This window comes from Parvibaculum sp. (assembly GCF_040882025.1).
Taxonomy (GTDB): domain Bacteria; phylum Pseudomonadota; class Alphaproteobacteria; order Parvibaculales; family Parvibaculaceae; genus Parvibaculum.
In genome coordinates, this window is record NZ_JBBECC010000101.1 from 1 (window position 1) to 15,661 (window position 15,661).

Annotated in this window: 16 protein-coding genes; 2 read left to right on the forward strand and 14 right to left on the reverse strand. The window is 60.6% G+C overall.

The window, feature by feature from the left end; translation table 11 throughout:
- The 10 genes from WEB61_RS07220 to glyA all read right to left on the reverse strand — a co-directional run.
- The coding region (locus tag WEB61_RS07220; RefSeq protein ID WP_368063656.1) for a cation:proton antiporter at window positions 1–863 on the reverse strand (863 nt) is incomplete at its 3' end.
- A gap of 126 nt (window positions 864–989) precedes the next feature.
- Window positions 990–3,104: a sodium-translocating pyrophosphatase gene (locus WEB61_RS07225; RefSeq protein ID WP_368063657.1), complete on the reverse strand. Its 2,115-nt coding sequence runs from the start codon at window positions 3,102–3,104 to the stop codon at window positions 990–992.
- A gap of 167 nt (window positions 3,105–3,271) precedes the next feature.
- Window positions 3,272–4,273 (reverse strand): thiamine-phosphate kinase, encoded by a 1,002-nt coding sequence (thiL, locus tag WEB61_RS07230; protein WP_368063658.1) that lies wholly within the window; start codon window positions 4,271–4,273, stop codon window positions 3,272–3,274.
- Entirely contained in the window at window positions 4,251–4,766 is a 516-nt protein-coding gene (gene nusB, locus WEB61_RS07235) for a transcription antitermination factor NusB (RefSeq protein ID WP_368063659.1), read from the reverse strand. Before nusB ends, thiL begins: the two co-directional genes overlap by 23 nt.
- A 17-nt stretch (window positions 4,767–4,783) precedes the next feature.
- Complete coding sequence (gene ribH / locus WEB61_RS07240) at window positions 4,784–5,242, reverse strand: 6,7-dimethyl-8-ribityllumazine synthase (protein ID WP_368063660.1); 459 nt, start codon at window positions 5,240–5,242, stop codon at window positions 4,784–4,786.
- Window positions 5,239–6,393 (reverse strand): 3,4-dihydroxy-2-butanone-4-phosphate synthase, encoded by a 1,155-nt coding sequence (gene ribB, locus WEB61_RS07245; protein ID WP_368063661.1) that lies wholly within the window; start codon window positions 6,391–6,393, stop codon window positions 5,239–5,241. Before ribB ends, ribH begins: the two co-directional genes overlap by 4 nt.
- A gap of 5 nt (window positions 6,394–6,398) precedes the next feature.
- The gene (locus WEB61_RS07250; protein WP_368063662.1) at window positions 6,399–7,028 is read right to left on the reverse strand and encodes a riboflavin synthase; all 630 of its coding nucleotides are present in this window, start codon (window positions 7,026–7,028) and stop codon (window positions 6,399–6,401) included.
- Window positions 7,029–7,034: 6 nt separating this feature from the next.
- A complete protein-coding gene (ribD, locus tag WEB61_RS07255) occupies window positions 7,035–8,153 on the reverse strand; it encodes a bifunctional diaminohydroxyphosphoribosylaminopyrimidine deaminase/5-amino-6-(5-phosphoribosylamino)uracil reductase RibD (RefSeq protein WP_368063663.1) in 1,119 nt (372 codons plus the stop codon).
- Between the two features lie 36 nt (window positions 8,154–8,189).
- A complete protein-coding gene (nrdR, locus tag WEB61_RS07260; protein ID WP_368063664.1) occupies window positions 8,190–8,669 on the reverse strand; it encodes a transcriptional regulator NrdR in 480 nt (159 codons plus the stop codon).
- Window positions 8,670–8,717: 48 nt separating this feature from the next.
- Window positions 8,718–10,034, reverse strand: a complete 1,317-nt coding sequence (glyA, locus tag WEB61_RS07265) for a serine hydroxymethyltransferase (RefSeq protein WP_368063665.1) — start codon at window positions 10,032–10,034, stop codon at window positions 8,718–8,720.
- Between the two features lie 447 nt (window positions 10,035–10,481).
- Here glyA and WEB61_RS07270 point away from each other — a divergent pair, with 447 nt between their 5' ends.
- A complete protein-coding gene (locus WEB61_RS07270) occupies window positions 10,482–10,940 on the forward strand; it encodes a MucR family transcriptional regulator (RefSeq protein ID WP_368063666.1) in 459 nt (152 codons plus the stop codon).
- A gap of 10 nt (window positions 10,941–10,950) precedes the next feature.
- On the opposite strand, the gene WEB61_RS07275 is transcribed toward WEB61_RS07270, so the two are convergent.
- The 4 genes from WEB61_RS07275 to WEB61_RS07290 form a co-directional block, all read right to left on the reverse strand.
- On the reverse strand, window positions 10,951–11,193 hold the full coding sequence (locus WEB61_RS07275) for a serine hydroxymethyltransferase (protein WP_368063667.1): 243 nt from the start codon (window positions 11,191–11,193) through the stop codon (window positions 10,951–10,953).
- 46 nt (window positions 11,194–11,239) lie between these two features.
- A complete protein-coding gene (gene hemA, locus WEB61_RS07280; RefSeq protein ID WP_368063687.1) occupies window positions 11,240–12,451 on the reverse strand; it encodes a 5-aminolevulinate synthase in 1,212 nt (403 codons plus the stop codon).
- A 145-nt stretch (window positions 12,452–12,596) separates the two neighbouring features.
- Window positions 12,597–13,373: a glycerophosphodiester phosphodiesterase gene (locus tag WEB61_RS07285; RefSeq protein WP_368063668.1), complete on the reverse strand. Its 777-nt coding sequence runs from the start codon at window positions 13,371–13,373 to the stop codon at window positions 12,597–12,599.
- A 28-nt stretch (window positions 13,374–13,401) separates the two neighbouring features.
- Entirely contained in the window at window positions 13,402–14,796 is a 1,395-nt protein-coding gene (locus WEB61_RS07290; RefSeq protein WP_368063669.1) for a murein L,D-transpeptidase, read from the reverse strand.
- 67 nt (window positions 14,797–14,863) lie between these two features.
- Between WEB61_RS07290 and WEB61_RS07295 the strand changes: the two genes are divergently transcribed.
- The gene (locus tag WEB61_RS07295) at window positions 14,864–15,658 is read left to right on the forward strand and encodes a DUF1295 domain-containing protein (protein WP_368063670.1); all 795 of its coding nucleotides are present in this window, start codon (window positions 14,864–14,866) and stop codon (window positions 15,656–15,658) included.
- The last annotated feature ends 3 nt before the right edge of the window (window positions 15,659–15,661 follow it).

The window sequence follows — 15,661 nt, forward strand, 5'->3', positions numbered from 1 at the left end:
ACGCGCAGATCGAGATGCGAGCCAAGGGAGATAAAGAAAAACACCAACAGGAAGTCGCGCAGGCTTGTCAGCCGTGAACCGATGGCTTCGCGAAACGGCGTCGAGGCGAGCGCCACACCCGCGATCAACCCGCCGAGTTCCTTGCTGAAACCGAGGTACTCGCCGAGCGCCGCGAAGGCAGCGGCCAGACCCAACGCAAATACGATCAGCAGTTCGGGTGCCCTGGCCATACGGCTGAGGATCGGATGCGCTACCCGGCTGACGACCAGCCAGAGCAGGACGAGAGGTACAGCACCTGCCGCCAGCGCAAACACGGCGTCGAGCAGGCCGGTTTCCTCCGCGGCACTCGCCGTCAGCGCCGACATGACCGCCATTGCCAGAACGACAGCGAGGTCCTGAACGATCAGGAACCCGAGCGCGATACGTCCGTGAAGCGCGTCGAGCTCACGCTTGTCCGACAACAGCTTGACGATGATGATGGTGCTCGAGAACGTGAGTGCAACCGCCACATAAAGGCTCACCAGCGGCGGCAGGCCGAGCCCAAGACAGATCAGGAAACCGACGATCGACGTAAAGAGAATCTGCCCGACGCCCGTGTTCAGCGCCACAACGCCAAGCGTCCGAACGAGGTTCAAATCGAGCTTCAACCCGACCAGGAAAAGCAGCAGCGTCACGCCGAGTTCGGAGAGAAGCTCCAGATACCCAGTCGAACGAACGATGTCGAAACCGGCCGGACCTGCCAGCATCCCGACAATGATGAAGCTGACAATCATCGGCTGACGCAACCAGATGCCGAAGAGTCCGATCACCGAAGCGAGAATCAACAAGGCCGCTATTTCATAGAAAACGGTCGCCTCCGGCACCGGCCCCTCCCTGTCGCATCTCGGTCAGTTTCAATCTATTCCCTACGGCGGTCAAACAGCAGCAGATGTAAAAAGCCCCGCGGATCGCTCCGCAGGGCCTCTCTTTCGTTTCGACCGGCCTGCCGGTCAGTGAGCAAGCACCGCCAGCAGCAAAAGCGCCACGATGTTGGTGATCTTGATCATCGGATTGACAGCCGGACCGGCGGTATCCTTGTAGGGATCGCCGACCGTATCGCCCGTCACGGCAGCCTTGTGGGCTTCCGAGCCCTTGCCGCCGTAGTTGCCGTCCTCGATGTACTTCTTTGCATTGTCCCAGGCACCGCCGCCGGACGTCATCGAGATCGCAACGAAAAGACCCGTCACGATGACGCCGAGCAACATCGCGCCGACCGCCGAGAAGGCGGCGGACTTGTCGGCGATGCTCAGAATGATGAAGTAGAGAACGATCGGAGAAAGCACGGGCAGCATCGAGGGAATGATCATTTCCTTGATCGCCGCCTTGGTCAGCATGTCGACCGCGCGTGCGTAGTCGGGCTTCGACGTACCCGCCATGATGCCCGGATCGGCCTTGAACTGACGCCGCACTTCCTCGACGACGGAGCCCGCCGCACGGCCGACCGCCGTCATGCCCATCGAACCAAAGAGGTAGGGCAGCAAGCCGCCGATGAAGAGGCCGATCACGACATAGGGGTTGGAAAGCGAGAAGTCCGGGCTGACGCCGGCGAAGTACCCGTAGGTCTCCGAATTGGCCGCGAAGAACTTCAGGTCTTCCGTATAGGCTGCGAACAGCACCAGCGCGCCGAGGCCCGCCGAACCGATCGCATAGCCCTTGGTAACCGCCTTCGTCGTGTTGCCGACAGCGTCGAGTGCGTCTGTCGTCTTGCGCACGTCGGCCGGAAGATCGGCCATTTCGGCGATGCCGCCCGCATTGTCCGTCACGGGACCGAAGGCATCGAGCGCGACGACCATGCCGGCCAGTGCCAGCATCGTCGTCACCGCAATGGCGATACCGAAGAGGCCCGCCAAACCGTAAGTCACGAGAATACCGACCACAATGGTAAGTGCCGGCAGCGCCGTCGCTTCCATCGAAATCGCCAGGCCCTGAATGACGTTGGTGCCATGCCCCGTGGTCGAGGCCGCGGCCACCGACTTAACCGGACGAAAGTTGACGCCCGTGTAGTACTCGGTGATCCAGATGATGAGGCCCGTCACGATCAGACCGGCGATGCCGCAGATATAGAGGCTGAAGCCAGTGAAGGCCTTTCCGTTGACGACGAATTCAGTGTCGAGGCCGATCACGGCATCGGTCACGAAATAGAGCGCGATCAGCGACAGCACCGCCGAGGCGATGAAGCCCTTGTAGAGGGCTCCCATGATGTTGTTGCTCTTGCCGAGCCGCACGAAGAACGTGCCGATGATCGAGGTCACGATGCAGGCGCCGCCGATGGCCAGCGGATAGATCATCATGTTCTCGAGCCCTGCACCCACGAAGAAGATCGAGGCCAGAACCATCGTGGCGACGACCGTCACCGCATAAGTTTCGAAAAGGTCGGCCGCCATGCCGGCGCAGTCGCCGACATTGTCGCCGACATTGTCGGCGATGGTAGCCGGATTGCGCGGATCGTCTTCCGGGATACCGGCTTCGACCTTGCCGACAAGATCGCCGCCGACATCCGCACCCTTGGTGAAGATGCCGCCGCCGAGACGGGCGAAAATCGAGATCAGCGAGGCGCCGAAGCCCAGCGCGACCAGCGCATCGATGACTTCGCGCGAGCCCGGTTCAAGACCGAGATGAACGGTCAGCACCGCGTAGTAGACCGCGACGGCCAGCAGCGCGAGGCCGGCAACGAGCATGCCCGTCACCGCGCCCGACTTGAAGGCAACGCCGAGACCGGACGCAAGGCTGACGCTCGAGGCCTGCGTGGTGCGCACATTGGCACGCACCGAAACCAGCATCCCAATATAGCCGGCCGCGCCCGAAAGCGTCGCACCGACCAGGAAGCCGACAGCAACCTTCAGCGTCAACAGATACCAGACGATGAGGAAGATGACAGCGCCGACAGCGGCGATTGTCGTGTACTGGCGCGCGAGATAAGCGCTGGCGCCTTCCTGGATCGCCGCTGCGATCTCCTGCATGCGTGCGTTGCCCGCATCCATCGCCAGCACCGAGCGAACAGCCCAGATGCCGTAGACGAGCGCGAGCAGCCCGCAGCCGATAATTGCCCACAAAGCAGTGCTCATTGTTTTGTCCTTAGGTTTCCTTGACGGATTGTACCGGCGGGAATTTTCCACTCGGCCTCCAGCGCGAGGCGCGCCGGAAGTCCTCCCCCTGCCGAATGCAGAAATCGCGGCGAAAGATGCCAAATACGGCATGGGAAAGCAACCGCCCGTCCGGCCGGGGCGCCCACCTAAAAATGCCGGTATCCCAGATGCTTGAGGGCAACCGGCTGACCGGCATCGTCGACCAGATTTATGCCCTCGGTTGCCGCCAAAACGGTCCCGATCCGGACAATCGGGGTCAGCGTTTCCGCTGCGACAAGGGCAATATCGGCTTCCCGGTCAGACGGCACCGCGAATAGAATCTCATAATCGTCGCCACCCCCGGCAATCGTCTCGATGAGCCCCTTGTCGAGCGCCAGCGCCGCAAGCCCGGCCTCGGAAAGCGGCAGCCGATCAAGCGCGATTCGCGCCCCGACGCTCGAAATCGCACATAAATGACCCAGATCGGCCATCAGCCCGTCGGAAATGTCGAGCGCCGCGCTTGCAAGACCGCACAGACGAGCACCCGTTGCCAACCTCGGCTCGGGCAACCGGTACCGGCCTGCCAGATAATCCCGATGCGCTTCACCGAGCCCCTCAAGACCGCCCCGCAACGCCATCAGGCCGAGCGCCGCATCGCCGAGCGTGCCGGTGACATAGAGGCCATCGCCGGCGCTGGCGCCGCCCCGCCGTAACATCTGCCCTTCGTGTACTTCGCCAATGGCCGTCAAACTGAATGTCGCCGGGCCGGGCGTCCGCACGGTGTCGCCACCCCAGAGCACGACACCGAAGATTTGCTGATCGGCAGCGAGCCCTGCCGCAAACGCGCGCATCCATTCAAGTGACGTTCCGTCGCGCCACGCGGTCACGAGGAGATAGCCCTTCGCCGTCGCACCCTTGGCCGCAAGGTCCGACAGGTTCACCCGCAGAAGCTTGCGCGCAACACTCTCCGCAGGATCGTCGGGGAGGAAATGGACGCCTTCGACCATCGCGTCGACCGTCAGAACGGTTTGGTGACCGGACGGAGCAACATAGAGCGCGGCATCGTCCTCGAGCGCCAAGGCCCCTGGCGCGCCCGCCGCAAGCGGCGCGAACAATTCCGCAATCAATTCAAATTCGTCAGGAAACTCAGCTCCGTCCGGCGGCGCCATGATCCGCTCCCGAACCGCCCCGGATCTCCCGGCCGAGCCGGTCAAGCACGGCGTTGACGACGCCGGGTTCGTCACCCTCGAAGAAGGCATGTGCCACATCGACATATTCGTTGATGACGACCTTTACCGGCACATCCTTGCAGCGGCGAATCTCGTAAGCGCCGGAGCGCAGGATGGCTCGCAACGTCGCATCAAGGCGGCCAAGCGCCCAGCCTTTCGCCAACGCATTATTGACCTGAACATCGAGTTCCCGTTGCTCACGTACCACACCGCGGACAATATCGTCGAAATGCGCCATGTCGGCGGCGGCGATCTCCTCGTCCTCGGCCGGCCGTTCGAGCAGATGCTGGGTGAACTCCTCGATCGCGTCATCGAGCGGTGTACTGGCAACATCCATTTGATAAAGCGCCTGCACCGCTCCAAGACGCGCGGCGCTGCGCGCCTTCGGATCGACGCCTTGGCCTGATGCTGGTTGTACGGGCAGAGAATTCATTTTTACTGAGCTGCGGCTCAGGCTCCCATGCTGCGCTTGAGTTCGATCATGTCGAGACAGGCATTGGCGGCACCGCCGCCCTTGTTTTTCTGGTCCACCTTGGCGCGTGCCCAAGCTTGAGATTCATTTTCGACCGTCTGAATACCGTTTCCAAGCGCCAGCGACCGGTCTACGGCAATGTCCATGAGTGCACGCGCGGATTCGTTTGACACGATGTCGTAATGCGTCGTCTCGCCGCGAATGACGCATCCGAGCGTCACAAATCCGTCGATGGCTTTCGTGAAGGCGCCATGCGCCATGGCATCGATCGCATATTTGATCGCCGCCGGAATCTCCAGCACACCCGGCACGGAAATACGTTGCCATGTCGCGCCACGCGCCTCTATCGCTGCAATGGCACCGCGCGCCAGCTCATCGGCAATATCTTCATAGAAGCGTGCCTCTATGATCAGGATATGGGCATTGATCGTCGTCAAGAAGTCGTCTCCCTGGCTCGTCGTGCCTTTGAATCCGTCGCTCCGGTCTTGTTGATAGGCCGTTGATCGACAATCCGCAATCCATACCCGTCGATCCCCACGATGCTGCGGTCGGTATCGGACAGCAGCACCATGTCATGGACCCCAAGATCGAGCAAAATCTGTGCGCCGACGCCATACTCGCGCAGGCGGCGCGGCATACCTTGCTCGCCTCCCTCGCCCTTGCGCAACAACATGTCGGAAACGACCGTAGCCGTCGTGTCCCGGATCAGCACAACGATCCCGCGTCCTTCCTCGGCGATAATACGCATCGATTGATCGAGGAGATCCGACCTCGGTCCCGTCGCCCCCAGGATGTCGTCGAAAACGTTGATCGCATGCATCCGCACCAGCACCGGTTCCGGTGTCGATATATCGCCCTTCACCAAAGCGATGTGCTCGGCATACTCGACCGTGTTGAGATAGACCATCAGCTTGAACTCGCCGCCGGCCTTCGTATCGACCTCCGTTTCAATCGCGCGGTGAATGAAATTATCATAGCGGCGGCGATAGGCGATGAGGTCGGCGATCGTCGCGATTTTCAATCCGTGAAGTTGAGCGAATTGCACAAGGTCCGGTAGCCGCGCCATCGTTCCGTCGTCGTTCATGATTTCGCAGATGACGCCCGCGGGATAAAGACCTGCAAGCCGCGCGATGTCGACAGCCGACTCCGTATGTCCCGCGCGCACGAGAACGCCGCCGTCCTTCGCCACCAACGGAAACACGTGGCCGGGCGAAACGATGTCGGTCGCACCTTTGGTCGGGTCGATTGCGACAGACACGGTATGAGCCCGATCATGCGCCGAAATACCGGTCGATATGCCCTCACGCGCTTCAATCGAAACGGTAAAAGCCGTCTGGTGGCGCGACTGGTTGGTCGACGACATCAGCTGCAGGTTGAGCTGCTTCGCCCGGTCGCTGGTCAGAGTCAGACAAACGAGACCGCGGCCATACTTCGCCATGAAGTTGACGGCCTCCGGGGTGCACATCTGCGCCGGAATCACCAGATCGCCCTCGTTCTCGCGATCCTCCGCATCGACAAGAATGAACATCTTGCCGTTGCGGGCATCCTCGATGACTTCCTCAATCGGGGAGAGGTATTCCTTATACACGATGCTCAATCCTTCTGAACCAGGCGAGCCACATAGCGGGCCAGCATGTCGATTTCAAGATTAACGGGATCGCCGGCTTTCGCCATCCCCCAGGTCGTAGCGACCTGGGTATGCGGAATGATATTGATGCCGAACCGGGTCCGGCGCTCGTTTACTCCCGCCGGAGCCACATCCTCGACCTCATTGACCGTCAGCGACGTGCCATCAAGGGTGACGGACCCCTTGGGCGCGATAAACCGGCCAAGCGCCTCCGGCGCCTCGAAGACGAACCGGCGCGAGTCGCCCTCCGGCCTTATATCGACGATGCGTATCACACCGTCCACATGCCCGCTGACGATGTGACCGCCAAGCTCGTCACCAGCCTTGAGCGCCCGCTCGAGGTTGATCCGCGTTCCTTCGGCCCATCTCCCGAGTGTCGTGCAATCGAGTGACTCCGCCGAGACATCGACCGCAAACCAGTCGCCGTCCGCGTCGCGTCCTTTCTTGACCACGGTCAGGCAGCAGCCGGAACAGGCGATGGACGCACCGATATCGATGCCGCCGGAATCGTAGGCCGTGCCGATGACAAAGCGCGCATCGCCACGCTTCTCCAGCGAACGAACCCGGCCGACATCGGTGACGATACCCGTGAACATGAACAACTAGCTCCGAAGCACATAACTGGCGAGCGAGTCCTCACCGAGCGAAATCAGCTCACGCAAGGCAAAGACCGGCGCATTGTCGACATGCTTGACGCCGAGCCCCGCGATTGCCGGATAGCCGTCGCCGCCGATGACCTTTGGCGACTGGAACCATTCGATCCGGTCGACCAGCCGCGCCCGCATCAACGACGCGGCAAGCCGGGCGCCTCCCTCGACCAGAAGCCGTGTCACGCCGCGCGCGGCGATCTTTTCGAGCGCAGCGCGCATATTCATCAGCCCTCCCTCACCCGGCTCAACATCGATCAGTGTCACGCCGCATTCCTCGAACGCCGTGCGTCGCGCATCGTCACCGCCCGGCAACGTCAGCAACCACACGGGGGTCTTCCGGGCGTCGCGCACCAGCTTTGAGGTCAGTGGCAATCTGAGTCTGCCGTCAGCGACAATACGGATCGGCGACCGCGCACCGAGTCCCGGCAGCCGGCAGGTGAGTTGAGGATCATCCACGACGGCCGTTGCGCTGCCGATCATGATCGCATCATGCGTCGCACGCATTAGATGCCCGCGATTGCGGGCCCGCTCGCCGGTAATCCATTGGCTCTGGCCGTCATGCGTCGCGCTGCGTCCGTCGAGCGAACTCGCTATCTTGAGTGTGACGAGCGGGCGATTCTCCGACATGGTCAGGAAGAAGCCCGCATTGAGATGACGCGCGTCGTCGCTGCAGACGTTCTCGACGACATCGACACCTGCCGCCTCAAGCATCGCAAAACCGCGTCCGGCAACATGCGGATTGGGATCGCTCACGGCGCCAACAATACGCGCGATGCCGGCATCGATTAGCGCCTGGGCGCACGGACCGGTCTTGCCTTGATGGGCACAGGGCTCAAGGCTGACGTAAGCCATCGCCCCCCGCGCCAACGCACCGGCGCGCGCCAGCGCTTCCGTCTCGGCATGCGGCCGCCCGCCTGGCTGCGTCCAGCCCCGTCCCACGACACGAGGCGTATCGCCTTCCTCATGCACGATCACGCAGCCCACAGCAGGATTGGGAGCAACCTGCCCCAGCCCGCGCTCGGCGAGCATCAGTGCCATCTTCATGAATTGCGTGTCGTAGGGCCGGCTCATTTTATTCCCTGCAAGCGGGCCCCGGCGACATCGGTCTCATCGGTCGTCATCGACCTCGTCGCGCATGGGGCCACTGAGTTCTCCCAGAAATTCCTCGAAGTCCTTGGCTTCCCGAAAGTTCTTGTAGACCGACGCGAAACGGACATAGGCAACTTCGTCGAGGGACATCAAACCCTCCATCACCAGCCGTCCTATCATCGCCGACGGAATTTCGCTCTCGCCCATGCTTTCCAGACGCCGAACGATGCCACTTACCATACGCTCGATGCGTTCCTGCTCAACCGGGCGTTTCCGCATCGCGATTTGCACGGAACGCATGAGTTTATCCCGATCGAAAGGCACCCTGCGTCCATTGGACTTGATGATCGTCAGCTCACGGAGCTGGACCCTCTCGAAAGTGGTAAATCGTCCGCCGCAGGCGGTACAGAAACGCCGTCGCCTGATAGCCGTATTGTCTTCCGTCGGACGCGAGTCCTTGACCTGTGTATCTTCGTTTCCGCAATATGGACAACGCATGCGCCGCCAGCCCCCTGACTTGAAATATCTGCCGCCCGTACGGACCTTCTATTTCGGCCCGCCATAGATTGGAAAGCGTCGACAAAGTTCGACGACCTGTCCTCGAACATCCGCCTCGACTTTGACGTTTCCTTCTTCGCCGTTCTTCGCCAGTCCGTCCAGAACCTCGATGATGAGGTGGCCGATCGTTGTAAATTCGGCCGTGCCGAAGCCGCGTGTCGTTCCGGCCGGTGTTCCGAGCCGGACACCCGATGTAACGGTCGGCTTTTCGGGATCGAAGGGGATGCCGTTCTTGTTGCAGGTGACATGCGCGCGCTCAAGCGCGGCCTCGGCGACTTTCCCCGTCAGCTTTTTCGGGCGGAGATCGACGAGCATCAAATGGGTGTCGGTCCCTCCCGACACAATCGCCGCACCGCCGTCGACAAGCGTCGAGGCCAGTGTGCGAGCGTTCTCAACCACTGATCGAGCATAGGATTTGAAGGCAGGACGCAACGCCTCTCCGAACGCAACGGCCTTGCCCGCAATGACATGCATAAGCGGGCCGCCCTGAATCCCCGGAAAGATCGCCGAGTTGATCTTCTTCCCGATCTCCTCGTTGTTGGACAGGATCATGCCGCCGCGCGGCCCGCGCAGCGTCTTGTGCGTCGTTGTCGTGACAACATCGGCAAATGGCAACGGGCTCGGATGCGCGCCGCCCGCGACCAGTCCCGCAAAATGGGCCATGTCGACCATGAAAAGCGCGCCGACCGAATCCGCAATCTCGCGAAACGCCTTGAAGTCGATGATACGTGGATAAGCCGACCCGCCGGCAATGATCATTTTCGGCTTGTGGGCTTTCGCCAGCGCCGCCACTTCATCCATATCGACCAGATGGTCTTGTTGGCGAACGCCGTACTGAACGGCATTGAACCATTTGCCCGATTGATTGGGCGCCGCGCCATGCGTCAGGTGACCGCCGGCGGCAAGGCTCATGCCCATGATGGTGTCGCCGGGCCTCAACAGCGCCATCATCACACCTTGATTGGCTTGTGATCCAGAATTGGGCTGCACATTGGCATAGGCGCAATCGAAGAGTTTTCGGGCGCGGTCGATCGCCAGCTCCTCGGCAATGTCAACGAACTCGCAACCGCCGTAGTACCGCTTGCCCGGATATCCCTCGGCGTACTTGTTGGTCATGATCGAGCCCTGCGCCTCCAGCACGGCGCGCGAAACGATATTCTCCGATGCAATCAACTCGATCTGCGTTTGCTGGCGATCAAGTTCCAAGTCGATCGCCTTGAGTATATCGGGATCGCTGGCCGCAAGCCCATCGGTGAAAAAGCCGGAAAAACCACCGGATGCGGCGGCCATATTGCTCAATGACATAAATCTACCTTTTGTTCCGGATTGGCTCGCAGCCGCAGGCGTGCAAGCGCCACCACGCGCTCCCTCGGCTACCCGGGATCGATACGGGGCGTGATACCACATATTGTCGGAGGGAGCCAATTCACCACAAATTTCCAACCGTTCCCGGGCGAGCCACCACCAGATCAAAATCGTTTACGACCATGTGGCCGCCGCCATTCTTGCCTGTCCGTCATGTAAGATTGACTAGAAATGACAAGTTTACTTGGAAATTCAAGTTGTTCTCTTGTCGAGCGACATCGCCTCTTTGCGATTCACCTTAATCGGCCGGAATTTAGACGGATTTCATCATAGAAGAGATGTTTGATGTCCTTGATTATCATCTCCATATCGCGCTAGAAGATGCTTGTTACTGTTGCCGCATGTACAGACGGCAGCTGAAATCCCGCAAAAAGGCAAATCGCTCGAATGAACGAGATCAAGTCTTCCCCGCAGTTCGACACTACAGAAATGTTGAGCCTGGCAACCGAAATCGTCGCCGCATATGTGAGCAACAATTCCGTCGCTGCGACCGATCTCTCGGGGCTGATCCGGACGATCTACACGACGCTGACAGATATCGAACTGGGGGGCGGCAACAAGGAAACGGATTTGACCCCGGCCGTGCCGATCAAGAAATCGGTAACCGCCGACCACATCATTTGCCTTGAAGACGGGAAGAAGCTGAAAATGCTGAAGCGCTACTTGCGCTCGCAATATGGTCTTTCGCCTGAAGAATACAGGGCGCGCTGGGGATTGCCGCACGATTACCCGATGGTTGCGCCGAACTATGCAGCACAGCGCTCAAAGCTGGCGAAACAGATCGGTCTCGGCCGTGTCGGCAACGGACCGGCTCGCGGACGCAAAAAAAAGCGGGCTGTACGCTAGAGCCGGCAACCTAGACGACAATCCCTCCACCACCCGAACCGTCACCATCACCCGGCGTGTCCTTGCCGGTCTTCCTGTCGGCATTCCTGCCAAGCATGTAGCGAAGCTTTTGCAGCGCGATACGCTCCAGTTCCGTCCGCGGTGCCGATGATGGCGCCACGACAGATACTTCAAGCCCGCTGGTGACGTCTACGGCCGTCACCTTGACGCTGGCGCCGATCGGCGTGAACTCGAAAATAATCTCACGGCGCACCCCACCCGCCCCATCGCTGGAGCTGGCCTCGTCGTCATGACGACGATCAGGCGGCACGCTGAATTTTGCGGCGCGTCCAGACTTGATCAAGCGCCCCAACGAGGTCGCGCATCATATCGTCCGTATGCACCGGGCAAGGCGTGAAACGCAGCCGTTCGGTACCGCGCGGCACCGTCGGATAGTTGATCGGTTGTACATAGATGTTGTGATCCTGCAAGAGATCGTCGCTGACCTGCTTGCAGATGACGGGATCTCCCACCATCACCGGCACTATATGGCTCTCGCACATCATTACCGGCAATCCGGCCTCAGCCAGCATCCGGCGCAGCGTCGCCGCGCGCTCCTGATGCTTTTCGCGTTCGCCATTGCTCACTTTGAGATGGCGGACCGCCGCCAGCACACCCGCCACCAGAACCGGCGCCAGCGACGTTGAAAAGATGAAGCCCGGTGCATATGAACGAACCACGTCGACCAGATCCGCCGATGCGGCGATATATCCGCCCATCACGCCGAAGCCCTTGGCCAAAGTACCCTCGATAATATCGACCTTGTCGAGCACATCGTCGCGCTCTGCAATACCGCCGCCACGCGGACCGTAGAGCCCGACAGCGTGAACCTCATCGAGATAGGTCAGTGCACCGTATTTCCGCGCCAGATCGCAAATTTTCCCGATCGGCGCGATGTCGCCGTCCATCGAGTAGACGGACTCGAAAGCGACAACCTTCGGTTGAGCCGGATCGATCTCCCTCAGCAGCATTTCAAGATGTTCAAGATCGTTGTGCCGCCACAGCCGCTTTGGGCCGCCGCCACGACGAATCCCTTCGATCATCGATGCGTGATTCATTTCGTCGGAAATGATGACGCAGTCGCCCAAAATGCGCGCCAGTGTCGAAAGGGTCGCGTCATTGGCAGCATAGCCCGACGTGAAGAGAAGCGCCGCTTCCTTCTGATGCAGGTCGGCGATCTCGCGTTCGAGTTCGACGTGGTAATGCGTTGTGCCGGAAATGTTGCGCGTACCGCCGGAACCCGCACCGACCTCATCGATCGCCTTGTGCATGGCGTCGAGAACCGCCGGATGCTGGCCCATGCCGAGATAGTCGTTGGAACACCAGACGACGATATCTTTCCTGCCGCTCGGCGTGTGAAATGTTGCGCGTGGAAACGAACCCCGATGACGGACGATATCAGCGAATATCCGATAGCGCCCTTCGTCCTTTACCGCGCGCAACGCCTCGGCGAGCTTTTTCTTGTAATCCATGGCGTCGAAGCTCATTGGCCACATCCCATTCCGGGCGGTTTCCGCTGGAGAACCAGCATTTCCTGTCTAGCACACCTTAAGGGTGCGCCGCAGCCCGGCCAGACGCGAATTGTCGCACAAAATATATAGGGCCCGGCCGGCCCCGCTACGAGGACCAAAGCCCACGCTCGATGAGAACCGTTTTCAAAACGGCCGGCTCGTCGGTCATCAATCCATCGACGCCAAGGTCGGCAAGCCGTCGCATTTCGGCCGGATCGTCGATCGTCCAGACATGGACCTGGAGACCAAGCTCATGGGCACGATCGATCAGCGCCCGGTCGATCAGCCGGATACCGGATCGAGCCAGGGGCAGCTGGGCGCACCCCTCGTCAAAACTGCCCCAGATGAACCCAAGCAGCCCGCTCCAGCTCGAGAACCGCAACCGCGCCGTCGACAAAGGTCCCATGCCGGTGCAAAGACCGGCGCCCAACGCCGCCCGTATCGCCGCCGTCCGCTTTCCGGAAAACGAATTGACGCAAACCCGATCGACAGCCTTCATTTCCTTCAGGAGCCGGACCAATGGCCCGGCCGCATTGTCGCGCTTCGGATCGATATTGATCCGGATTTCAGGCCATGTCGAAAGCAGGTCCGCCATCAACGGGATTGGCTCCCGGCCATCGACCCGAGCCGCCTTGACGTCTGCATAATCCATTTCGGCGATGACACCGGTCCTGTCCGTGACGCGGTCCAGTCTGTCGTCATGAAAGGCGAGCAAGACGCCGTCACGCGTTGCATGAACATCGGTCTCGATATAACGGTACCCAAGATCGACCGCGCCCTGGAAGGCAGGCATTGTGTTTTCCGGCCATGAGCCCGCGCCGCCACGATGCGCGAAGGCCAGAAGCCCGTCATGTTCAAGATAGGGATACTTCGCCGGCCGCATCGTTTCGCCTGCTGCTTCTGTTTTTCTTCTAGTTGTCGAGCGCGCTCGTATTGATGCTGCCGTCGCGCGAATAAACATCATCGCGAAAATTGACCGCGCCGTCGCCTGCGACCCACGCTGTCAGATATACCAGATAAATCGGGACTTGTTGGGCCAGATAGGCGTTCCGGTATTGCCGAGAGTCGATTGCCCGGTCGACGCGCCCGCCATCCCACGTGGCATCGTCGCCTTGCATCAGCCAGGTCACGAGGCCGCGTACGTTTCTGACGCGCACGCAGCCGGAGCTGAAGTTCCGCTCCTGACGCCCGAATAGTGTTTTCGTCGGCGTGTCGTGCAGAAAGATAGCCTGACTGTTGGGAAAGTTGATCTTGACTGTGCCGAGAGAATTATAGGGTCCCGGATCCTGCCGGAGATAATAGGCCTCGTTGATACGCGGATTGGACCAATCGACCTGATGTGGATCGAGTTCGCGGATATTTGTGTCCCACCCCTGCAAGACGCGAATGCCCTGCCGCTTCAGGTAGTCGGGATTGGCGCGAATTTTCGGCAGCATATCCGCCGTCGCGATCGACTTCGGCACGTACCAGTAGGGGTTGAAGGTAATCGACGCCACCTGACTGGTGATTTCCGGCGTCTGGCGGCTCTGCGTGCCAACGATGACGCGTTCGCGGAATTCGACGACACCGTTGTTGACGGCCTCGACTTCCTGACCGGCGATATTGACGAAAACATAACGCCGCTCGAGTTTCGGAACGATGTCTGTAAGACGGTGAAGGTTGAGTTCCAGCTGGCGGACCCGCGTGTGGGCCGGCACATTCATGGCCGCCACGGTACGGCGTCCCACAATGCCATCGGGTTCAAGCCCGTTGCGCATCTGGTACCGCCGCACGCCCTCGTAAACAGATTGATCGTAGAGATAAGGATCACCCCCGGAAATCGCCATGTCACCTTCGACCAGCAGCCGCTTGCGAACCGTGGCGACACGCGCATCACGAACGCCAGGTTCCAACCGCTCGCCGGCAGGCACGCGTTCCCATCCGCCCTGATTGGCAATCTCGCGATACATGGCAATGGCCTGGGTCAGCGGCAAAAGCCCATCTTCGGCAAGCACAGGCGCAGCCGATCGCTGCGCGGCATCGGTCGTCGGCGCGACCTGGCTGTTGGCTTGCCACGGATCGACCCAATGGGTTTCGGACTGTCCGTAACTTGTTGCTGTCTCGGCCCGCCCCGTCCCAACGCCATTCGCCGCATAGGCGAACACGGCCAGAGCCACCGCCGACACAGCCGGATGACACAAAAATCGCATCGAAATTGCCCCGAAAGCCCTTTTCAAAACTCCATGCCCTCCTTCAGGGCCTGCCCCAGCCATACCATTTTGGGACAGATCATCAAAACCGGCGTTCCACTTCGTCTGGGGAAACATCGGATTATGAAACAGCAAACATCAACATTTGTGGCTGCATGGCTCAGAATCGGCCAGTCTCCTTGTGATGAGCGATGAAATTGCAACTTTCGTGCTCAACGCAGGGACAGTACTGGCTCTGATGCTGGCTGTTTGGGCCCTGAGCCTCCCGCTGCGCGATGCCGGCATTGTGGACATTTTCTGGGGCCCTGGCTTCGCGGTGGTCGCGGTGGTCACATGGGCGGCCAATCCGGGCTATGGCGCCCGCGCGGCGTTGATCGCCGGTCTGACGATACTCTGGGGTCTGCGCCTCGGGCTGTACCTCTTTATCCGCTGGCGCGGCGAGCCCTTCGAAGACCGCCGCTACGCCGCCATGCGCGCAAAGCGGGGTCCGGCCTTTCGGTGGCAAAGCCTTTACGTCGTCTTCGGCCTTCAGACAGCCGTCATGCTCACTGTCTCGCTGCCTGTGCAGTTCGGTATTATGGCGCAGACGCCTGCCCATCTGACGATCCTCGACCTCGCAGGCGCGCTGACGGTGCTTGCCGGCCTCGCCTTCGAAAGCATCGGCGACGCGCAGCTGATGGCCTTCAAGGCCGACCCCGCCAACAAGGGCAAGGTGATGGATCGCGGACTTTGGTCGTGGACGCGCCATCCAAATTATTTTGGCGACGCACTGGTCTGGTGGGGGCTGTTTCTGATCGCCTTCTCCGCGCCCGCCCTCTGGTGGACGGCGTTCGGTCCGGCGCTGATGACCTGGTTTCTGGTCAGTGTCTCCGGCAAGGCGCTTCTGGAGCGCGGCCTGCGGAAATCTCGCCCCGGCTACGATGACTATGTCGCACGGACAAGCAGCTTCATCCCGCTGCCGCCGAAACGAAAGCACTGATCC